Origin of the sequence: Saccharothrix sp. NRRL B-16348 (assembly GCF_001280085.1) — a bacterium.
GTDB lineage: Bacteria > Actinomycetota > Actinomycetes > Mycobacteriales > Pseudonocardiaceae > Actinosynnema.
Window position 1 is genome coordinate 99,107 of sequence record NZ_LGED01000244.1, and the last position, 20,854, is coordinate 119,960.

Annotated in this window: 17 protein-coding genes; 4 read left to right on the forward strand and 13 right to left on the reverse strand. The window is 71.7% G+C overall.

The features are described 5' to 3' along the window. Window positions 1-299 precede the first annotated feature (299 nt). Genes ADK67_RS39525 through ADK67_RS39535 form a run of 3 tightly spaced genes read left to right on the forward strand, consistent with a single transcriptional unit; the run spans window position 300 to window position 3,302 of the window. Window positions 300-1,145, forward strand: coding sequence for a metallophosphoesterase family protein (locus tag ADK67_RS39525; RefSeq protein WP_053721698.1), 846 nt, complete (start codon window positions 300-302; stop codon window positions 1,143-1,145). Beyond that, the gene (locus ADK67_RS39530; protein ID WP_053721699.1) at window positions 1,142-1,801 is read left to right on the forward strand and encodes a 4'-phosphopantetheinyl transferase family protein; all 660 of its coding nucleotides are present in this window, start codon (window positions 1,142-1,144) and stop codon (window positions 1,799-1,801) included. Before ADK67_RS39525 ends, ADK67_RS39530 begins: the two co-directional genes overlap by 4 nt. A 22-nt stretch (window positions 1,802-1,823) precedes the next feature. After that, window positions 1,824-3,302: a glutamate--cysteine ligase gene (locus ADK67_RS39535; RefSeq protein WP_053721700.1), complete on the forward strand. Its 1,479-nt coding sequence runs from the start codon at window positions 1,824-1,826 to the stop codon at window positions 3,300-3,302. A 184-nt stretch (window positions 3,303-3,486) separates the two neighbouring features. On the opposite strand, the gene ADK67_RS39540 is transcribed toward ADK67_RS39535, so the two are convergent. The 7 genes from ADK67_RS39540 to ADK67_RS39570 all read right to left on the reverse strand — a co-directional run bounded on the left by ADK67_RS39540 (window position 3,487) and on the right by ADK67_RS39570 (window position 11,773). Next, window positions 3,487-3,831, reverse strand: a complete 345-nt coding sequence (locus ADK67_RS39540; RefSeq protein WP_053721701.1) for a hypothetical protein — start codon at window positions 3,829-3,831, stop codon at window positions 3,487-3,489. Window positions 3,832-3,972: 141 nt separating this feature from the next. Further along, window positions 3,973-5,238: a tetratricopeptide repeat protein gene (locus ADK67_RS39545; protein WP_053721702.1), complete on the reverse strand. Its 1,266-nt coding sequence runs from the start codon at window positions 5,236-5,238 to the stop codon at window positions 3,973-3,975. A gap of 94 nt (window positions 5,239-5,332) precedes the next feature. After that, window positions 5,333-8,635 (reverse strand): DUF4082 domain-containing protein, encoded by a 3,303-nt coding sequence (locus ADK67_RS39550; protein ID WP_053721703.1) that lies wholly within the window; start codon window positions 8,633-8,635, stop codon window positions 5,333-5,335. 194 nt (window positions 8,636-8,829) lie between these two features. Next, the gene (locus ADK67_RS55170) at window positions 8,830-10,266 is read right to left on the reverse strand and encodes a cellulase family glycosylhydrolase (protein ID WP_082404489.1); all 1,437 of its coding nucleotides are present in this window, start codon (window positions 10,264-10,266) and stop codon (window positions 8,830-8,832) included. A 127-nt stretch (window positions 10,267-10,393) separates the two neighbouring features. Beyond that, window positions 10,394-10,774: a hypothetical protein gene (locus ADK67_RS39560; protein ID WP_053721704.1), complete on the reverse strand. Its 381-nt coding sequence runs from the start codon at window positions 10,772-10,774 to the stop codon at window positions 10,394-10,396. 38 nt (window positions 10,775-10,812) lie between these two features. Continuing rightward, window positions 10,813-11,220, reverse strand: coding sequence for a hypothetical protein (locus tag ADK67_RS39565; protein WP_053721705.1), 408 nt, complete (start codon window positions 11,218-11,220; stop codon window positions 10,813-10,815). A 4-nt stretch (window positions 11,221-11,224) separates the two neighbouring features. Continuing rightward, window positions 11,225-11,773, reverse strand: a complete 549-nt coding sequence (locus ADK67_RS39570; RefSeq protein ID WP_063797882.1) for a TetR/AcrR family transcriptional regulator — start codon at window positions 11,771-11,773, stop codon at window positions 11,225-11,227. Between the two features lie 45 nt (window positions 11,774-11,818). On the opposite strand from ADK67_RS39570, the gene ADK67_RS39575 reads away from it, so the two are divergent. Further along, window positions 11,819-13,426 (forward strand): AMP-dependent synthetase/ligase, encoded by a 1,608-nt coding sequence (locus ADK67_RS39575; RefSeq protein ID WP_053721707.1) that lies wholly within the window; start codon window positions 11,819-11,821, stop codon window positions 13,424-13,426. Here the strand turns inward: ADK67_RS39575 and ADK67_RS39580 are convergent. The 6 genes from ADK67_RS39580 to ADK67_RS39605 all read right to left on the reverse strand — a co-directional run bounded on the left by ADK67_RS39580 (window position 13,393) and on the right by ADK67_RS39605 (window position 20,850). Continuing rightward, window positions 13,393-14,181 (reverse strand): DUF998 domain-containing protein, encoded by a 789-nt coding sequence (locus ADK67_RS39580; protein WP_063797883.1) that lies wholly within the window; start codon window positions 14,179-14,181, stop codon window positions 13,393-13,395. The two genes, ADK67_RS39575 and ADK67_RS39580, sit on opposite strands and share 34 nt — an antisense overlap. A 394-nt stretch (window positions 14,182-14,575) precedes the next feature. Next, complete coding sequence (locus ADK67_RS39585) at window positions 14,576-15,562, reverse strand: LacI family DNA-binding transcriptional regulator (RefSeq protein ID WP_197289830.1); 987 nt, start codon at window positions 15,560-15,562, stop codon at window positions 14,576-14,578. A gap of 55 nt (window positions 15,563-15,617) precedes the next feature. Next, complete coding sequence (locus tag ADK67_RS39590; RefSeq protein WP_053721763.1) at window positions 15,618-17,327, reverse strand: discoidin domain-containing protein; 1,710 nt, start codon at window positions 17,325-17,327, stop codon at window positions 15,618-15,620. Next, window positions 17,324-18,586 (reverse strand): DUF1996 domain-containing protein, encoded by a 1,263-nt coding sequence (locus ADK67_RS39595; protein ID WP_197289831.1) that lies wholly within the window; start codon window positions 18,584-18,586, stop codon window positions 17,324-17,326. The genes ADK67_RS39590 and ADK67_RS39595 overlap by 4 nt, the downstream gene beginning before the upstream one ends. A 305-nt stretch (window positions 18,587-18,891) precedes the next feature. Next, window positions 18,892-19,470, reverse strand: a complete 579-nt coding sequence (gene idi, locus ADK67_RS39600) for an isopentenyl-diphosphate Delta-isomerase (protein ID WP_053721708.1) — start codon at window positions 19,468-19,470, stop codon at window positions 18,892-18,894. Between the two features lie 24 nt (window positions 19,471-19,494). Then, the gene (locus ADK67_RS39605) at window positions 19,495-20,850 is read right to left on the reverse strand and encodes a class I adenylate-forming enzyme family protein (RefSeq protein ID WP_053721709.1); all 1,356 of its coding nucleotides are present in this window, start codon (window positions 20,848-20,850) and stop codon (window positions 19,495-19,497) included. Between the last annotated feature and the right edge of the window lie 4 nt (window positions 20,851-20,854).

Below are 20,854 nucleotides of genomic sequence, written 5' to 3' on the forward strand. Positions count from 1 at the left end.
CGCCTGGGGGCGACCGCGGGGTGCGTGTGCTGCTGCACCTGGCGGGCGATCTCCGCGCCCACCGTTCGACCGAACGGCTGCGCTGGTCGTACGTAGTTGGTCATCAGGTCCTCCGCCCAGGACGTCGTGATGCCCATCACGCTAGGAACACCGGCGCTCCCTGGTAAGGGAACGCGCGACGAACGGGAGTGGTCCAGCGTCACGCGGACACCATCACCCCGCCGAACGGCCCCACAGGAGCGACGAGCGGATGAGCGGTCACTCCCCGATACCGGCTGCGCACGGATACGCTCGAAGGTGTGAGCACTGCGCCGCGACTCCTCGCCACCAGCGACCTGCACGTGACGTACCAGCAGAACCGGACGTTCGTCGAGGGCATCCGGCCGCACTCGCCGGACGACTGGCTGATCGTCGCGGGCGACGTGGCGGAGAAGTTCGACGACGTCGAGTGGGCGTTGGGCGTGCTGCGCGGCCGGTTCGCCAAGGTGGTGTGGTCGCCGGGCAACCACGAGCTGTGGACCACGAAGGACGACCCGGCGCAGGCCCGCGGCGAGGTGCGCTACAAGCAGCTGGTCGAGCTGTGCCGCAGCCTGGACGTGCTCACGCCCGACGACGACTACGCGGTGTTCGAGGGCGCGGGCGGGCCGGTGGCGGTGGCCCCGCTGTTCACGCTCTACGACTACACGTTCCGCCCGGCGGGCACGATGGACAAGGCGTCCGCGCTGGCCGTGGCGCAGGAGGCCGGTGTGATCTGCACCGACGAGTACTTCCTGCACCCCGACCCGTACCCGAGCCGTGAGGCGTGGTGCGCGGCGCGGATCGAGGAGAGCGAGCGCCGGTTGCGCGCCGTGGACAGTTCGTTGCGCACCGTGCTGATCAACCACTGGCCTCTCGTGCGCGACCCCACGTTCGTGCTGCGGTACCCCGAATTCGCCTTGTGGTGCGGCACCGAGCGGACCGCGGACTGGCACCTGAGGTTCCGCGCGGCGGTGATGGTCTACGGGCACCTGCACATCCCGCGGACGATCCGCAAGGACGGCGTCCGCTTCGACGAGGTGTCGCTCGGTTACCCGCGGGAGTGGCAGCCGCGTGGCTGGACCGCCGCGCCGCTCCTGGACGTGCTGCGCGAAGGGGACGCACGGTGATCACGGACCTGCTCGCGCCGCCGGTGTCGGCGTTCGAGGCGTTCGACGACCCTGACGGGGTGGTGTTGTTCCCCGAAGAGGAGGAGCACGTCGCCCGGGCGGTGGAGAAGAGGCGCAAGGAGTTCACCACGGGCCGGCACTGCGCGCGCACGGCGCTGGCCGCCCTCGGGTTCCCGCCCGTGCCGCTGCTGCCCGGCCCGAAGCGCGAGCCGACGTGGCCGGAGGGCGTGGTCGGCAGCATCACGCACTGCAAGGGCTACCGGGCGGCGGCCGTGGGCCGGACGTCGGAGGTGTGGACGATCGGGATCGACGCCGAGCCGAACGAGCCGACCCCGGACGGCGTGCTGGAGGCCATCGCGGTGCCCGGCGAGCTGGCCCGGATGGGTGAGCTGAAGGCGGCCGGCGACAAGGTGGCGTGGGACCGGCTGCTGTTCAGCGCCAAGGAGACCGTCTACAAGGCGTGGTTCCCACTGGCGCGGACGTGGCTGGGGTTCGAGGATGCGGAGGTGGCCATCAACCCGGACGACGGCACGTTCACCGCGCGGATCCTCATCGAGCCGCCCTTGGTGGACGGCGTGGTGCTGGACGGGTTCACCGGTCGCTGGCTGGCACGGGAGGGGTTTGTGGTGACCGCGATCGCGGTACCCGCGCGCTGATCAAGCTTGGGAAGGCGGCGGTATGGGCGACGAGGTCGGGCGACAGCAGTTCACCCGCGACGACCGGACGCGGTACCGCACGAAGGTGCGCCGGTGCCTGGACGTGTTCGCCCGGATGCTGGGCGAGTCCCGGTTCGAGTTCGACCGGCCCACGACCGGGCTGGAGATCGAGCTGAACCTGGTCGACGACGCCGGCGACCCGGCGATGCGCAACGCCGAGGCGTTGGAGGCCATCGCCGACCCGGACTTCGTGACCGAGCTCGGCCAGTGGAACCTGGAGATCAACGTCGCGCCCCGGCTGCTCACCGGCGGCGGGATCACGGCGTTCGAGGACGTCGTGCGGACGTCGTTGAACGAGGCCGAGCACAAGGCGCGGGGCGTGGACGCGCACATGGTGATGATCGGGATCCTGCCGACGTTGCAGCCGAAGCACCTGGCGGTGGACGCGCTGTCGGGCAACCCCCGGTACATGCTGCTCAATGAGCAGGTGCTGGCCGCACGGGGCGAGGACCTGCAGATCGCGATCAGCGGGATCGAGCGGTTGCAGCTCACGGCCGACTCGATCGTGCCGGAAGCGGCTTGCACGAGCACGCAGTTCCACCTGCAGGTGTCGCCGGAGGACTTCGCGGCCTACTGGAACGCGGCGCAGGCCATCGCGGGCGTGCAGGTCGCGATCGGGGCCAACTCGCCGTTCCTGCTGGGCAAGGAGCTGTGGCGGGAGACGCGGATCGCGTTGTTCCAGCAGGCCACGGACACGCGCAGCGACGAGCTGAAGGAGCAGGGCGTCCGGCCGCGGGTGTGGTTCGGCGAGCGGTGGATCACGTCGATCTTCGACCTGTTCGAGGAGAACGTGCGGTACTTCCCGGCGTTGCTGCCGATCTGCGACGAGGAGGACCCGTTGCAGGTGCTGGAGCGCGGGGACACGCCGTCGTTGGCCGAGCTGCGGCTGCACAACGGCACGATCTACCGCTGGAACCGGCCGGTGTACGACGTGGTGCGCGACCAGCCACACCTGCGGGTCGAGAACCGCACGCTGCCGTCCGGGCCGACCGTGGTCGACATGCTGGCGAACGGGGCGTTCTACTACGGCCTGGTGCGCGTGCTGGCCGAGGAGGAACGGCCGCTGTGGTCGCAGATGTCGTTCAGCGCGGCGGAGGAGAACTTCACGTCGGGCGCCCGGATGGGCATCGACGCGCAGGTGTACTGGCCGGGGCTGGGCACGGTGCCGGTGGTGGAACTGGTGCTGCGCCGCCTGCTGCCGATGGCGCACGAGGGCTTGGTGCGGATGAAGGTGGAGGCGGCCGAGCGCGACCGGCTGCTGGGCGTGATCGAGCAGCGGTGCCTGACCGGCGTGAACGGGGCGACGTGGCAGGCGCGCGCCTTCCACCGCCACTACGACCACACGTCCCTGGACCGGCCCGAGGCACTGCGCCGGATGCTGCGCACGTACCGGGACCTGATGCACACCAACGAGCCGGTGCACACGTGGCCGGTGTCCTGACCCCCGGAATTGTCAGACCCTGCCGGCAGGATTAAGACAAGGGCTCCCCTTGGGCGGGGTACCCCTGCGAAGCATGCGCGGCGCGCGGTAGGGCCGTGTGCGCGGTCGGCCGGGTGCGCTCAGCTCGATGCGATCAGCCGGTGCGCGGTCAGCTCGGGTGCGAGCGCGGCGAGGGCGGTGACCATCAGCTAGAGAACCTCTTCGCGACGTCCCGGAGCCGTTTCACGGCCTCGGCCACCTGGCTGGCGGTGACGTTCGTGCCGGGTATCGCGCCTGGCTGCCCCAAGCGCTCGACCTGGTCGGCGAAGCGCAGGTACTCCCGGTGAGCGTGTTCTCGGCAGGCGAGGCAGGTAACGCTTTCCGGACGGGGCGAGGTCATCGCGTAGCGCACCTGCAGTCCGCAACCGGTGGTGACGACGCTCGGCGCGTCGGTCACGCGGCCCAGTGTCGACGAGATCAGGTTGCGGACAGTGGCGTCGGCCTCCAGCACCTTCTGCTTGACGTGGATGTGCGGATCCGTCTCGCTCATCTGCGTCCGAGCCTCCGTCCGAAGTAGTACGAAACCAGCCTACAACCGAGCGTGTCGCCGACCCGGTGAACGTGCGCCGTCGGCCCGGTGTGGTCAGCCCGGTGCGCGCGCGGCCAAGTGCACGAGCGGCCCGGTGCGTGGTCAGCTCGGTGTGGCGGCCTCGTCCGACGCCGCCAACGAGGCCAGGGCCTTCATCGAGTCGGCCTGCCGGGCCGCGATGGCGCGATTCCACCACAGCTGCCCCTCCGGACCGCCCTTCCGCAACGCCGACAGGACGAACATCGCGTCCGGGTGTCCACCCTCGGCCGCACGGAGGAACCAGGCTTCCGCGCGCTCCGACGACGGCTTGACCGGTCGGCCCGGGCGGTTGGCCGACGCACGGTCGGTCGCGCTCCCCCACCGGGTCAGCAGCATCCCCAGCTCGTGCATGGCCCGGGTGTCGCCCGCGTCCGCCGCACGCCGGAAGCAGTGCTCGGCCCGGTCCACGTCGTCGCGTTGCCGGGCCAGGACGCCGAGGACGACGAGCACCCGGTGACCGGCCTCGCGCTGCCGGTGGTCGAACGCGTCCGCGTCGAGCGGGGGCAGCGCGGCCCACAGGTCGTGGTCCACCTCGACCCCGCCCGCGTTGGACGCCCTGTCCAGCCAGCGTTCGGCCTCGGCGACCTCACCCCGGTGCACGAGCAGCAGCGCGAGGTCGCCCATGGCGGACGCGCGACCGGCCCCGGCCGCTTTCCGGTACCACTCCTCGGCCTCGCCCGCGCTGCCCTTGGCCACCAGCACCGCGGCGAGGTGGCCCATCGCGTCGACGTCACCGGCCTCGGCGGCACGGCGGTGCCAGGTCTCGGCGCCGTCCAGGTCACCGCGGCCGGCCAGCAGTTCACCGAGTTCCACCATGAAGAACGGCTCGCCGGTCGCCTCCACGCCCCGGCGCGACCACCGCTCCGCCTCGTCGGTCTCGCCCCTGGCCCGCAGCCGGGCGCCGATCACCGCGAGAGCCCGCGGGTCGCCCGACTCGGCGGCACGGCGGTACCACTCGTCGTCGTCACCGGCGCGGTCCGTCGCCGAGAGCAGGTCGGCCAGCGCGGTCATGGCCTCCTGGTCACCGCGGTCGGCGGCTTCCCGGTACCAGCGCTCGGCGTCGTCCAGCCGGTCGTCCCGCCGCGCGAGACGGGCCAAGCCGTGCATGGCCACCGTGTCACCGCTGGTCGCGGCACGGCCGTACCAGCGCGACGCTTCGGCGAGCGCGCCGCGTTCCTCGCACAGCAACGCCAGCAGGTTCATCCCGTCGACGTCACCGCTGTCGGCGGCGGCGCGGTACCAGACCTCCGCCGCCGCGACGTCACCGCTGCGCGCCGCGGCCACCCCGAAACCGACCACGGCCGCCGTGTCACCGATGTCCTTGCCCACGTGTCCCCCTCGGACGTCGCCCCACGACCGATCCTCCCGCACCACGGAGGCCCGCCGCACCCACGACGTCCGAAGATCGCCCGATCGCCCGCGCCTACGCCGTGGTGAAGACGACGTCGACCCAGTAGTTGTGGTTGTCGGCGTTCCTCGGGAAGTCGGGGAAGCCCTGGATGCGGCCGAACATCCCGTTGGGCGAGCCGGGGCCACCGGGAGCGGTCAACCGCGGCGTGGTGACGCCGCCCGACGCGAAGTAGTTCCGGGTCTCGGACTGGCGTCCCTGCCACGTGGTGTACCAGGCCAGGTACGTGGTTCCCGCGGTGACCGGCACCGGCTCGGCGAAGGTCATCCGCTGCCACCCCGACGTGGTCTCGCCGGTGAACCCGCCGGTGGCCAGGGTCGTGTTGTCCGGCAGCGACAGGTGGGCGGTGTGCTCGCCGCCGTTGGCCGGCGACTTGTAGTACTTCACGCCGGTCACGAAGCCGTCGACGGTCGGGACGAACTTGACGCCGATGCCCGCGCCGCCGAAGTAGGACCCTTCGAGCACCTCCGGCACCGCGGCCTCGCTGAACAGCGAGCACGGGCACGGCGGGTTCCCCGTGGTGTACGACCACGTCACGGTCTCGGCCGCCACGTTCTCGTACACGTCGACCGCACGGACCGTCGCGGTGTAGGCGGTGCCCCGGACCAGCGGTGCGGCGGGCGTCCAGACCAGCGTGCGGTTGCCGTCGGCGCGGGTGACGGCGCCACGCATGGGCACGCCGTGCGAGTCCACCACGCGGAACGTCGTGCCCACCAGGCTGACCTGCTCGTCGTAGGTGGCGGTGAGCGAGGCGTCCAACGCGACGTCCGTGCCGTTGTCGGTCGGTGTGTGCCCGATGTGCACGGGCGGCGTCGTGTCGGTGAACGGCGTGAAGTCGACGTCGACCCAGTAGTTGTTGCCGTCCCACGACCGGTTGGGGAAGCCGCCGCCCGGCACGAACACGCCGGCCGTGCTGCCCTCCGCGGTCGTCAACGGCGCGGAGACGACCGGGTGCCGCCGGGTGAAGTACTGCTGGTCGACCGCGTAGTGCCCGTCGGGGGCGGTGTAGGAGGCGACGTAGGTCGTGTTGCTCGCGATGGGCACCGGTTCGGCGAACACGAGGGTCTGCCAGCCCGTCGCGGTCTCGTCGGCGAACGTGCCGGTGGCGATCCGCTGCCCGCCGGCGGTCCAGAGCGAGCCGGTGTGGACGCCGGTGTTGCCCTCGCCCTTGTAGAACCGGACGCCGGTGACCCAGCCGCCGCGGGTCGTGGCGAACCTGGTGCCCAGCTCGTACGCGCCGCCGTCGTTCGCCGAGGGGGTGCGCGGCACGGTCGCGGTGCTGAACAGCGAGCAGGGGCACGGCGCGGTGGCCCGGGTGGTGATCGTCCACGTGGCCGCGGACGCCATGGTGTTGCCGTTGACGTCGGCCGCCTGGACGCTCGCCGCGTACCGGGTGCCCGCCTTGAGCGCGCCGTTCGGCGTCCACGTCACGGTCTCGCGGTCCGCCGAGTAGGTCGACGTGCCGTGCAGCTCCGCGCCCGCCGGGTCGGTCAGCACGACGGTGGCCGACTCGGGGTCGACCGGTTCGCTGAACCCGAGCGTGAACGGCTGGTCGAGCGGCACGTCGGTCGCGTCCGGTCCGGGCGCGCGGGTGTCGAGGGTGGGCCGGGTGGTGTCGCCGTTGAGGCCGTTGCGGTACACGACGTCGACCCAGTAGTTGGACGCGAGGTGCCCGCCGGTCGGGAACCCGCCGCCGTAGCGGTACGTGCCGTTCGCGCCGTCGCCGGGCGCGGTGATCGGGCCGTAGGTCGTGGGCTGCGACTCGAAGTGCCTCAGGGTGGCCGCGTAGTGGCCGTGGGGCGCGTAGTAGGACACCACGTAGGTGGTGTTGGCCTGGACGGGCACCGGTGCGGCGAACGTCAGCTCCTGCCACCCGGTGGTCGTTTCGCCGGAGAACGTGCCGGTGGCCAGCAAAATCCCGGTCGACGTCCAGAACGACCCGGTGTGCGTGCCGGTGTTGCCGGGCCCCTTGTAGAAGCGGACGCCCAGCACTTCGCCCTTGCCGGCGAACCGGACCTTGACGCCGAGTTCGACCGCTTGCGCGTCGTCGGTGGCGGGCACGGGCGGGGTGGTGAAGTCGTCCCACAGCGTGCACGGGCACTCGGCCGCCCGCGGCGAGCCGGTGGTGAACTGCCAGGTGTGCGCGGCGGTCTGGTTGCCCGCCGCGTCGCGGACTCGGGCCGACGCGGTGAACGGCGTGCCCGCGGGCAGTGGCGCGTGCGGCTGGAACTGGGCGGTCATGCCGTTGCCGGACGTCGAGACGTCGCCGGCGACCGGGCCGCCGGGGCCGGTGAGCGTGAACTCGGCGGAGCCCGGTGCGACCGGCTCGTCGAAGGCGGCGGTCACGACGTCGGACAGCGGGACGCTGCCCGCGCCGGCCACCGGTGTGGTGCCGGTCAGGTCGGGCGCCCTGGTGTCCGCGCCGGGCTCCGGGGCCCACACCACGTCGACCCAGTAGTTCGTGTCGGCGGACGCGGTGCCGGGGAAGCCGGCGCCCGCGCGGAACACGCCGTTGGGGCCGTCGACACCGGTCTGCAGGCCGGTCAGCGGTTCCAGGAAGCGGGACGAGTGGGCGAAGTACCCGTGGTCGAACGAGTAGTGCCCGGCCGGCGCGAAGTAGGAGGTGACGTAGGTGGTGTCGCCGTCGACCGGGACCGGCGTGGGGAAGACCAGGGTCTGCCAGCCGCTCGCGGTCTCGTCGCGGAACGTGCCGGTCGCCAGTCGCACACCGGCGGCCGACCACAGCGAACCGGTGTGCGTGCCGGTGTTGCGGGGACCCTTGTAGAACCGGATGCCGCGCACGTGGCCGTCGTGCGTCGACCGCCACTTGACGCCCAGTTCCACGGCCGCGTCGTCGGCCGCGTCGACCGTCGACGGCACGTCGGAGCCGGACCACAGGCCGCACGGGCAGACCCGGGCGGCGACCGACGTCTCCGCGGACGCCTCACCGACCGTGCCGCCCGCCGCGTCGAGCGCCCGGACCCGCAGTTGCGCCGCGCCCGACCCCGACGGCGTGAAGGTGTGGTCCCACGTCGTCAAACCTGCCTGCCACCCGGCTGCCCGCCACGTCACGCCCGCGTCCGTCGACACCTCGACCGCGGCGACCGGGCTCTCGTCGGTCACGGTGCCGGAGAACGTGTACGGCGTGCCGACCGTGGCCGTCGTCGGCGCGTCGGTGATCGCGGTCGGCGTGGCGGCCACGGCCGTCGGCGCGTGCCACGTGGTCGGTGCGACCACCAGTGCGGCGGCGAGGGCGACGACCGCGAACAGCCTGGCCGCCGTGCCGGAACTGCGTCTTGCTGCGCCACTTGCGAACATTCGGCCCGCCCGGTGTCGCGGAGCCTCGGACGGCCCCGGTCACGCCGGTGATCGGGCCTCGGCGCGACACCGTTACCGCGGTAGGCCTCCTGCCCGTGCGTCGTGGTCCTTGTGGCGCAAGGGATTGCTCTCCCGCGTCGGCGGCACCGCATCGTGGCGGTCCGCGGTGCCGCCGACGGCCGTTCGGGAACGGGTCAGCTCGTCGGGAAGTCGTCCGGGGTCCTCATGCGGTCGCGGATCCAGACGCCGGCGGGCTTGAGCACGCCCGTGCCGGTGAACGAGGAACCCGCGCAGGTGCCCTCCTTGAACACCGCGCCCGAGCGGAAGTCGTCGGAGAAGTTCCAGTTCGTCCAGCCGATCTTGTTCGCGGCCAGGAAGTCCAGGTACTTCTGGCTGTACGCGAAGTCGTTCGCGCCGTCACCGGTGTAGGTCTGGGTGCCGAACTCGGTCACGAAGATCGGCAGCCGCGCCGCCGCCCGCTGCAACGCGGCGAAGTACTCGTCCTGGTGCGACGCCGCGTAGAAGTGGAACGTGTACATGAAGTTCGTGGCGTTGATCGGGTTGGCGATGATGTCCTGCTCGCTGCGCCCGTCGGAGATGCCGAGCGACCCCCAGCCGTGCGTGCCGACGAACACCACGCCGTCCGGGTCCTGCGCCCGGATCACCGGGATCATCTGCTCGGCGTAGGACTTGATGCCCGCCCACGACACGTTGTTCGGCTCGTTCGCGATGTCGTAGATGATGTTGGTCTTGGCCCGGTGCCGCTGCGCGACCTCGGTGAAGAACGTGCGCGCCGACGCGATGTTCGCGTTCGGGTCGCCGGGGTCGAGCTGGTGCCAGTCGACCAGCGCGTACAGGCCGCGCCGCGTGGCCTCCTCGATGTAGCCGTGCACCATGTCGGTGAACTTGCGCGGGTTCGTCTCGTACCCGCCTTCCTGCACGTACAGCGAGATCCGCAGGACGTCGGCGCCCCAGTCGGTCGCCAGCGCGTCGAGGGACGCGGGCTTGACGCACTGCGCGTACCACTGGATGCCGTGCGTGCTCATGCCGCGCAACTGGATCGGGCGGCCGTGCTGGTTGCACAGCTTCACGCCGCACACCCGGAGCTGCCCGTTGACGTCCGCGGGCCGGCCGACGCCGACCGCGCCGGTGTCGACGGTGAGCCGGTCGAGGTTCGGGCCGCCGTTGGCGGTGGTCGCGGTGACGCGGACGCGGTTCGCGCCGGCGGCCAACGACGCGGTCGCGGAGCCGGTGCCCCAGGTGGACCACGCGCCGGTGCCGGGGAACGCCACGCTCGCGCCGGCCGAGCCGTTGACGGTGACGGTCACCGGCCGGTTGGCGGTGGTGCCGTTGGCGTAGCGGAAGGACAGGGTGGCGGGGCCGGCGGTCGCGGCGGTCACGGTGAACTCGACGTACGCGCCGGACTCGTTGTCGTAGTTCACGAAGCCGCTGCCGGTGAAGCCCGCGTGGTTGGACTCGACCAGGCCGTGGGAGATCGTCGCGCTCTCCGCCTGGTGCTCGGTGACGGCGGCGGGCGCGACGTCCGCCGCGGCGGTCGGGACGGTCGGGACGGAGAAGACGGCCGCGACCAGCGGTAGCAGAAGGGGCAGTGCAAGCCATCGGGTTGCCACAGGGTGCCTCCCACAAGTAGGTGGAACTCGGCGGCGGCGGTTCAGTTAGGAAACTTTCCTATCTGTTGCGTCGGATCACAGCACCCCGGCACGTCCGCTGTCAACGGTCCGCAGGAGAGGTCAGGGGTCAGCGGTTCGAGAGGGTGCGCAGGTGGGTGCTCGCGCTCCACGCCGACACCAGGCCGGGCAGCAGCACGTGCCACGGCAGCCGCGCCAGCACGTCACGGCGCACGGTCAGCACGATCCGCCCGGACGCGCCGCCGTCCAGCCACACCACCCGCAGCGGCCCGTCACCCGGCACGTCCCCCGCGGCGGTCAGCGAGATCAGGCACGGCGTCACCGCCACCCGGTGGACGCACGACTCGGCGGTGAAGCCGTCGGCGCGCAGCACCTCGTGCCGCACGAACAGGGAGCGGACGGCGGCGACCAGGCGACGTTCACCCAGACCCGCGCGCACCTGGATGGTCATGGACTCGTACCCGGCGATCGCGACAGGCCGTGTGGACACGCAGCGCCTTCCCTCGGTTAGGTAAGGCTAAGTTAGCACTAGTAGTCGTCCCCGCCGAAGAAGGTTTCCTCCAGCCGGTCCGCCGTGCCCGCGAGCAGTGCCAGCGGCTCGGTGAACTCGTGGATGTCCAGGTCCGACAACGGCAACGAGTGCCGCAGCACCACGTGGTCGCCCATGATCGCCGCGCCGCACGCGATGGTCGAGTTGCCGACCTCGGCGAGGAACGCGTGCAGGTCGACGTTCGCCGCCAGCCCGATCGGCGAGGCGATCTGCACCCACTCGTGCAGCTTGTCGAGCACTTCGCGGACCAGGATGACCACCTGGGTCCGCTCGTCGTCCTCGTCGTACTGCTCGAAGTTGAACAGGATCCTGATCTCGTCCTCGTTCTCCGCGATCACGTCATAGGTGTCGTGCACGTATGCGGCGAGGTCGCCCCAAGTGGCCATGCGATCACCCTACGGGCGCGACCGCCGCCCACACCGCATCACCGACCAGATCCGCCGCCTCGGCCAGGTCGAGCGCGCCCATCAGGTGCCGCCGGGCGCACTCGTGCGCGGGCCCCATCACCACGGCGTCCAACGCCCACAACGGGATCTCGCGCAACTCGCCCGCCGCCATGCGTGCCGCGAACCAGCGGGCGACCGGCTCGAACACCTCCGCCTTCACCGCCGGATCGGCGGTCGACGGCGCGGCGTAGAGGAACCTCGCCCGGCCGGGGTGCTCGGCGACCCACCCCAGGTACCGCGCCACCACCGCCCGCACGGCCTTCTCCGCGTCGCCGAGGTCCAGCGCGGGCGCCATCGCCGCCACGCAGTGCGCGAAGCTCTCCCCGTACAGCACGGCGAACACGCCGGCCCGGCTGCCGAAGTGGTGGTACACGCTGCCGTTGGACACCCCGGAACGGGCGGTCAGCGCGCTGATCGTGACCGCGTCCAGCCCTCCCTCGTCGACCAGCGCGAGGGCCGCGTCGAGCACTGCCCGCTGACCAGTCGATCTCACGGGGTTAGAGTACCGCTCTAGAGCGTCGCTCCTCAGGAGGTCACCGTGGCCCGTTCCATTCCCGATCTGCTGCGTGAACGCGTGCGCGAGACCCCGGACGCCGAGGCGCTGCGCCACCGCACCGGCGACACGTGGACGTCGCTGACCTGGGCCGAGGTCGGCGAGCACGTGCGCAGGCGGGCGCTGGGCTTCCGCGCGCTCGGCGTGCGGGACGAGGCACGGGTCGCGATCATGGCGGCCACCAGCGTGGACTGGATCCTCACCGACCTGGCCGTGCTCGCGGCGGGCGGCGTGACGACGACCATCTACCCCAGCAGCACGCCGGACGTCGTGGCGCACATCGTCCGCGACTCGGAGAGCGTGCTCGTGGTGGCCGACCCTGAGGTGGCGGGCAAGGTCGACGCGAAGGTCGTCACGCCGGACTGGGAGCCCGACGAGGTCGACGGCGACTACGACGCGATGGTGGACGAGCTCACGCCGGACCGGCTGGCCACGTTGATCTACACGTCGGGCACGACCGGCACGCCCAAGGGCGTCGAGCTGACGCACGACAACTGGCTCTACACCGCCGAGGCGATCCGCGAGCTGGGCGTGCTGACGCCGCAGGACCTGCACTTCCTGTGGCTGCCGATGTCCCACGCGTTCGGCAAGGTGCTCCAGGTCGGCATGCTCGCGACCGGCGTGCCCACCGCCGTGGACGGCGACGTGGACCGGATCGCGGCCAACCTGCTCGAGCTGCGGCCCACCGTGGTGGCCGCCGCGCCGCGGATCTTCGAGAAGATCCACCAGCGGGTCGTGGCGTCCATGCGCGAGGCGGGCGGGGTGAAGGCGAAGCTGTTCGACTGGGCGTTGGCGGTGGCCGAGCACCCGGAGTGGACGGTGCGGCGCAAGATCGCCGACAAGCTCGTGTTCAGCAAGCTGCGGGAGCGGGTCGGCGGGCGGATCAAGTACTTCGTGTCCGGCTCCGCGCCGCTGTCGCGCCCGGTCGGCGAGTTCTTCGACCGCGCGGGCATCACGATCCTGGAGGGCTACGGCCTGACCGAGTCGTCGGCGGCGTCGTTCGTGAACCGGCCCGGCGCGAACAAGCTCGGCACCGTCGGCAAGCCGCTGGTCGGCACCGAGGTCCGCATCGCCGACGACGGCGAGGTGCTGATCGGCGGGCGCGGCATCATGCGCGGGTACCGCGGGCTGCCCGAGGAGACCGCCGAGACGTTGCGCGACGGCTGGCTGCACACCGGCGACATCGGCGAGCTGGACGAGGCCGGCCGGCTGCGCATCACCGACCGGAAGAAGGAGCTGATCAAGACCTCCGGCGGCAAGTACGTCGCGCCGCAGGCGGTCGAGGGCCTGGTCAAGGCGGGCAGCCCGTACATCGGCAACGTGCTCGTGCACGGCGACGGCCGCAACTACTGCGTCGCGCTGGTGACCATCGACGCCGACCTCGCGCCCGCGGGGCTGGACGCGGACGCCGAGGTGGGACGGGCGGTCGAGGCGGCGAACGCGAAGTTGGCGCGGCACGAGACGATCAAGAAGTTCGCCGTGCTGCCGAAGGACTTCTCGGTGGACGACGGCACGCTCACCGCGAGCCTGAAGATGCGGCGCAAGGAGATCGAGGGCCGCTACAAGGACGTGCTGGACGGCTTGTACTCCTGAGCTTGGAAGTCCTGGGTTTCGCGCTCTCGGCTCTCGTGCACGTCGGTTTCGTTCTCTCGGGTTTCGTTCTCGTGGACGGTCAGGGTGGGCCGGTGCGCCACCGCGATGGCCCACACGCCCGCCACCAGCACGGCCACCACCTCGGTCAGCACCAGCAGCCGCTCCACGTACCCGAGCGGGATCACCCGCCACCAGGACGTGCCCACGACCGCGTTCACGCCGATCGCGTACAGGATCGGCGTGAACGCCAGGGCCGACAGCACACCGAACCGGAACGTCCACCGGGCGTGCGCGCCCCACACCGGATCACGCCGCCACGGCCGGGCGAGCAGCATCGCGGCGATCGGCAGCGCGATGAACGCCACCAGGCTGCCGAAGCGGTGGATGCTGCCGCTCATGCTCGGCCCGATCGCCCAGTCGTTCTTGGGGAAGATCACGACCAGCGTCAACCCGACCGACCAGGCCGCGAACGCCACCGAGCCCACCGAGTTCCACTTCGCCACGCCCCGCCACACCAGCACGGACAGGATCGCGACCGACCCGAAGACCAGCAGCAGCACACCGGTGTCGAACACCCAGCGCTGCGGCCCGAGGGCGTACTCGCTGATGGTGCGGCGCAGGTGTCTGGTGGAGTCGCCCAGCCGGTAGACGTCCAGCCCGCCGACGAGGGCGACGGTGAGGACGACGGCGACAGCGCCCGCGAGGGCGACGAAGCGGGCCGGGGAACGGGTCGGGGCGAGTTCGGCGGTCAGCACACGGGCAGAACGGACGGCGGCCGCAGTGTTGTTCCGGGAGTGGGCGAATCGACAGCTTGCCGACAGCGGGACACCCGACCGGGCGAAGAATGCAACCTAAGACAACCCCAATCGCATTTCTCACGTTAGCCGGATAAAACGGCCGGCCCGGCGGCGACCACGGGTGGGCAGGCGCGGACAGGGGTGGAGAGGGGGCGGTACGGGCGTCGTCACGGAGATCGCCACGGGCGTCGCAGGTGCGGTGTCGTGGACGCGTGTGGCGTGGGTGGCGGGGGCATGCGTAGCGCGGGGCGTGCGTGGCGCGGGCGTGCGGGGTTGGGCACGGGTGGCGGCGGGCGCGGGTGGCGGGCGCGGTTAGCGCGGGCGTAGGCGTCGCGGGCGCGGTGGGGCGGGGTCAGCTGGACTGGCGGACCACCAGCGTGGGCGCGAACACGACGGAGCTGACCGGGCGGTCCGGGCGTTCGACCCGCTCCACCAGCAGCCGCGCCATCTCGGCGGCCATGTCCTCCACCGGTTGGCGCACCGTGGTCAGCGGCGGGTCGCACTCGACGGCTGGGCTGCTGTCGTCGAAGCCGACCACCTTGACGTCCTCGGGCACCCGCCGCCCGCCGCCGCGCAGCACCGGCAGCGCGCCGGTCGCCATCAGGTCCGAGGCGACGAACAGGCCGTCGACGTCCACGTCCCGCAGTCGCCGTGCCGCCTCGGCGCCGCCCTCGCGGGAGAAGTCGCCCTCCACCACCACCGGCTCGGGCAGGCCGTGCCGGGCCGCCGCCTCGCGGAAGCCGCGCAGCCGGTCCTGGCCGGCGGGCGTCTCGAGGGGGCCGGTGATGGTGGCCAGCCGTCGGCAACCCGAGGCGACGAGGTGGTCGGCGGCCAGCGCCGCGCCGGCGGCCTGGTCGACGTCGACGTAGGTGATCGACATCGGCCGGACCGGGCGGGCGGCCAGGACGACCGGCAGGTTCGACTCGATCAGCTGCCGCGGCAGCGGGTCGGCGTCGTGGGTGTGGATCAGGATCACGCCGTCCAGCCTGCGTTGCCGGATGTCGTCCACCACCTCGCGGTGGTCGCCCGTGGTCAGCACCAGTTGCACGCCGAGCGGCCGGATCACCGGCAGCACGCCGCTTACCACCCGGCCGAAGTACGGGTCGTGCAGGGTGCGCCCCTCGTCGGGCAGGACGAGCCCGATGGCGCCTGCCCTGCGGGTGACGAGCGAACGCGCCGCGCGGTTGGGCGTGTACCCGGTCGTGGAGATCGCCTTCTCCACGACTTGGCGCAGCTCACGGTCCACCGTGGCGACCCCGTTGACGACCCGGGACACCGTGGCCCGGGAAACCCCCGCGATCCGCGCGACCTCTTCCAACGTGACTGGTCTGCGGTCCACGTCAGCCTTTATACCGGGAGGTGCGGCCCCACCGAGGCGGGACCGCACCCGCCCGTCACTGGTAGACGCGGACGTAGTCGACCAGCATGCGCTGCGGGAAGACCGTGGTGGCGTCCGGTGGACCGGGCCAGTCACCGCCCACCGCGTTGTTGAGCAGGATGAAGAACGGCTTGTCGAACACCCAAGGGCCCCGGGTCGCCTCCACCGTCGCCTTGTCGATGGTGAGCACGGTCACGTCGTCGATGCCGAACACCATGCCCTTGCTGTTCCAGTCGACCCGGAACAGGTGGAACGCGTTCGCGTAGTCCTGGCCGATGTCCCGGACCTGCCCGATCCCGCCGCCGCCGAAGTACGCCGGGCCGTGGATCGTCTGGTACGCGGTGTTCGGCTCGCGGCCCAGGTGCTCCATGATGTCGATCTCACCGCTCGCGGGCCACGGGGTGCCCTTGAAGATGTCGTTGCCGAGCATCCAGAACGCGGGCCACAGGCCCTTGGTGCCCGACACGCGGACGCGGGCCTCGAACCGGCCGTACGTCCACGACGCCTTGCCCTCGGTGATGAGCCTGGCCGACGTGTACTGGCACGTGCCGGAGCCGCTGACCGGGTCGACCGGGCACGCCGCCCCCGGCGTGACCTCGCGCCTGGCCTCCAGCACCATGTTGCCGTTGCCGTCGGTGAACGCGTTGCGGTTGTCGGTGTAGTACTGCAGCTCCGCGTTCTGCCCGGTGCCGACCTCCGGCCGCCACTTGCCCGCGTCCGGCCTCGTGCCCGCGGGCGCGTTGAACTCGTCGCTCCACACCAGCCGCAGCGGGTTGCCCGGGTCCGGCGCCTGCGGCGGTGGCGGCGTGGGGCTGCCGCCGGTGCCGTAGACCTGGAACTCCCACAGCGAGTAGCCGTACTGCCCGCTGCGCTTGGTCAGGTTCACCCGGACGTAGCGGCCCGTGCCGCTCACCGTGAACGTCTGCTTGAAGCCGGTGCCGTTGGTGACGGTGTGGATCGTGGTCCAGCTCGACGCGGTGGCCGACGTCTGGATCTCGAACCCGCTGGCGAACGCCGGGTCCCACTGCAGCACGACCTTGCCGACCTGCGCGGTCGCCCCGAGGTCGACGTAGATCCAGCCCGGGTCGACCCAGCCGGTGGTGGCGTTGGTGGCCCAGCGGGTGGCCGGGTTGTGGTCCAGCGCCTTGGCGGGCGTGCACTGCGGGCACGCGCCGTCGTCCTGGAACGACGAGGCGAACGCGGGCTTGTTGTAGGACAGCAGCTGCTCACCGGGTGGGTTGCCGCCCGTGCCGGTGCGCACGGCGAACTCCCACAGCGACACGCCGTACTGCGTGGCGCGGGCCGTGGTGTGGACCCGGACGTAGCGGCCCGTGCCGGTGAAGGTGATGTTCTGCGTGCCACCCGTGCCGGTGGTGGTCTGGTGGACGGTCGTCCACGCCGTGCCGTCGGCCGAGACCTGGAGCTGGAACGCCGTCGCGTACGCGGCCTCCCACTGCAGGGTCGCGCCGCAGACGTCCCGGCTCGCGCCCAGGTCGACCCGCAGCCACTGCGGGTCGCTGAACGCGCTGGACCAGCGGGTGCCCGCGTTGCCGTCGACCGCCGAGGCGGCCGTGAACGGGCTGCCCGGCTCCACCGACGACGCGGTGACCGGTGCGTTCAGCGCCGCGTTGGCCGTGCCGCATTCGGCCGCCTGGACCGCGTTCACCGGCGCGATCAGTGCGGTGATCAGGGCGAACGCCGCGCCGAGCCTGATCGGTGCTCTCATGGGCGGCCGTCCGCGCCGCACTTGATGATCGGGTTGATGCAGTCGCGCACCCGGCGGGCGAGTTCCGCCTCCGGCCACGCGTTGAAGAAGTCGCCGTGCATGGTGAACCCGGCGCCGGAGGCCAGCCGGAACCGCGACGGGTCGCCGCTCACCGGGTAGCGCAGCACCTGGCGCAGCTTCGGCACCGGCACCGGGTGGGTCGCCGGGCAGTCCGCGTTGACCGGGTACGCCATGTGGCTCTTGTGGTCCGGCGCGTCCAGGTCGCGGCCGTTCCAGCACTGCGGGAAGTCCAGGTAGGACTCCAGCATGGTGCCCGCCGGGCAGTTCACGAAGTCCTTGGACGCGCCGACGTGGCCGGCGTGCAGGCAGGACCAGCGCGAGATCGTGCTCGCGTCGGGCTGGGTGGCCTTGGCGTTGCCGGCGACGATCCGCAGGCCGAGCGGGAACGGCTGGATGCGGGCGATCACGTCGTCGCGCACGCCTTCGCCGAGGTAGTAGAAGGTGGTGCCGGTGGGTTCGACGGGCTGGTTGTCCGCGTACAGGGTGGGCACCCAGTAGGAGGACAGGTCGACGCCCGGGTTGCAGTTGCTCGTGCCGGCGAGCAGCGACTGGACGGTGGAGTGGGCGTTGGTGGTGGTGTTGCCGAAGAAGCTGTGCATGTGCGACGCGCCGGGGAGGTTGGGCGCGACGATCGGGTCGTCCGGGAGGCGGTGGCTGTACGGGCAGTCCGCCAGGAACTCGGCGACCCGCACGATCGGGCCGCTGGAGTTGCGGACGCCGAACACCTGGAACTCCCACAGCGACACGCCGTACTGGGTGGCGCGGGCGGTCGTGTAGACGCGGACGAACCGGGTGGTGGCCGCGACGGTCAGGTTCTGCACGCCGACGTTGCCGGACGCGGTGGCGATGGTGTGCCAGGCGTTGCCGTCGGCGGAGGTCTGGAGCTGGAAGGAGCGCGCGTAGGCGTTCTCCCAGTTCAGGGTGACCTGGCTGATGGCGGTGGACGTGCCGAGGTCGACCCGGAGCCACTGCGGGTCGGCGGCGGCGCTGGACCAGCGGGTGCCGGCGTTGCCGTCGACGGCGGCGGAGGCGGGCGTGCCGCCGTTCTCGGTGGAGGAGGCGGCGACGGGTTTGCCCTGGGACAGCAGTTCCGGCGCCGCGGAGGCGGGAGAGGTGACGAAGGTCAGCGCGGACGCGGCCAGGGCCGCGACGGCGAGTGTGGTGACCAGACGACGCCATCGGCGAATGGTGGGGATCACGACTCCCCTTTCGAAGGGCCTTGCGGGGAAGGGTTCAGAGAGCGCTCTCACAGCGGAACGTAAGACGGCCCCCTGTATCAGTCAAGGAAAGGAGCGAGTTCCGGTCATCCCGTAACACCGCGCCAGAGAGCGCTCTCTGACCTGAGCGTTGAATTCGGGGTACGCGAACGTAGGACACGCGCGACGTGAACGTAGGACACGCGCGTTCTGAAGGTACGACACGCGCGTTCTGAACGTAGGACTCGCGCGCGTGTCCTACGTTCGGGACGCGCGTGTCCTGCGTTCGGAACGGGTGAGGTGAACGGTCAGGACAGGCGGGCGGCGGCGGGGAGGCCCGAGGGGGAGGCGGTCGGCCAGGCGAGGGGGTCGGGGCCCAGGTCCCACAGTTCGGCGACCTGGAGGGCGCACCACGGCGAGACCGGACGGGCGCCGGCCAGCACGGCGGGCGCGAAGTCGGCCCACGGCGCCCACTCGAACGAGTCCACCTCGTCCGGGTTGGGCTCCGGGTCGCCCGAGACCAGGCCACGGAACACCGGGCACATCTCGTTCTCCGTGACCCCGTTCTCCATCACCGCCCGGTAGCGGAACGCGGGCAGCACCAGGTCCAGCTCCACGTCGCCCAGCCCGAGCTCGTCGGCCAGCCGCCGCGTCACCGCCGACACCATCGGCTCGTCGGGCGCCGGGTGGCCGCAGCACGAGTTGGTCCACACGCCCGGCCACGTCTTCTTGTGCAGGGCGCGCCTGGTCAGCAGCAGCCTGCCCGCCCCGTCGAACAGGTACGACGAGAACGCCAGGTGCAGCGGGGTGGACGCGTGATGCACGGAAGCCTTGTCGGCCACGCCGATCCCGGCACCGGACTCGTCCAGGAGCACGACTTGTTCCACTCGTCCACCCTGCCACACCGGCGATCACCGCGCGTCGGCGAGCACCCTCGGGTTGCGCACCAGTTTGCCGCTCGCGGTGCGCGGCAGCGCGGGCAGCACGTGCACCCGCCGCGGCCGCTTGAACTCCGCCAGCCGCTCGGCGCACCACGCGGCCACCTCGTCGGGGGTCAACGCGTCCGACGCGGTCGCGACGTAGGCCTCGATCTCCGAGTCGTGCACCACGATGGCTTCGGTGACCAGCGGGTGGCCCCTCAGCGCCTCCTCCACCTCGGTCAGGTCCACGTTGAAGCCGAGCACCAGGACCAGGGAGTCGGACCGGCCCAGCAGCACCAGGTTGCCGTGTGCGTCGAACTCGCCGCGGTCACCCGTTCGGAACCACCCGTCGGAGTAACGCGAGGGACCTTCCTCGTACAGGTACGGCGACTCGTCCAGCGCCACCTCGACCAGGCCCTCGCGCACCCTGATGGCGGTGTCGGACAGCGGCCTGCCCGCCGACGGCCGGGACGTGCCGCTCACGTCCATCGTCAGCGCCCCCGTCTCGGTGGTGCCGAAGCACTCGCCCACCACCACCCCGTGGACGGCGGCGAACTTCTCGGCCACGTCCGGCGACATCAGCTCGCCGCCGGAGAACGCGCCGCGCACCGACCGCAGCGCCTCGGACGCTCCCGCCTCGGCGAGCAGCTCGAAGTGGTACGGCTGGCCGGTGAGGAAGTCCACCCGGTGCCGCGCGGCGGTCCGCAGGACGTCCTCGGCGGAGGCCGACCGCGCCGCGAACACCAGCTCGACCCCGACGGCCAGCGCGTGCAGCAGTCCTCCGATCAGCCCGTAGCTGTAGGCGGTGTTGTTGAGCATCAGGTACTTCTCGCCGTGGCGGGCCATGCCGTCGGCTGCGGCGAGCCGCAGCACCTCGCGGATGACCGACTCGGTGCTGCGCCCGATGATCTTGGGCCGGCCGGTCGAGCCCGAGGTGAACTGCACCAGCCGGTGCCGGGTCGCGGCGGGCAGGCCGTCGGGCTTGCGCTGGGTGACCAGCTCGTACCGCTCGCGGAACGCGCCGGTGAACCGGCCGGTCGCGCGCACGAGGAACTGCGGGTGGGTCAGGTCGCACAGCACGCCGACCTCGGCCGAGGTGAGCCGGTGGTCGATCGGCACCACCCTGGCGCCGAGCGACCACAGCGCCAGCACCGCCTCCAGCTGGGTGAAGCTCGGGGGCACCTGGACGGCGACCGTGCTGCCCTCCCCCACCCCGGAGGCGGCGAACAGGCTCGCCTCGGCGGCGACGGACGCGCGCAACGCGCCGTGGGTGACGGTGTGCTCGTGGGTGAACACCGGCACGTCGTCGCCGTGGCGGCGCAACAGGTCGGTGACGAACTCGCGCATCGTG

Excerpts from the sequence above, each read along its gene's own strand:
- ADK67_RS39535 (WP_053721700.1), top strand. The coding sequence starts at position 1,824 with ATGGGCGACGAGGTCGGGCGACAGCAGTTCACCCGCGACGACCGGACG.
- ADK67_RS39540 (WP_053721701.1), bottom strand. The coding sequence starts at position 3,831 with ATGAGCGAGACGGATCCGCACATCCACGTCAAGCAGAAGGTGCTGGAG.
- ADK67_RS39550 (WP_053721703.1), bottom strand. The coding sequence starts at position 8,635 with ATGTTCGCAAGTGGCGCAGCAAGACGCAGTTCCGGCACGGCGGCCAGG.
- ADK67_RS39565 (WP_053721705.1), bottom strand. The coding sequence starts at position 11,220 with ATGGCCACTTGGGGCGACCTCGCCGCATACGTGCACGACACCTATGAC.
- ADK67_RS39590 (WP_053721763.1), bottom strand. The coding sequence starts at position 17,327 with ATGAGAGCACCGATCAGGCTCGGCGCGGCGTTCGCCCTGATCACCGCA.
- ADK67_RS39605 (WP_053721709.1), bottom strand. The coding sequence starts at position 20,850 with ATGCGCGAGTTCGTCACCGACCTGTTGCGCCGCCACGGCGACGACGTG.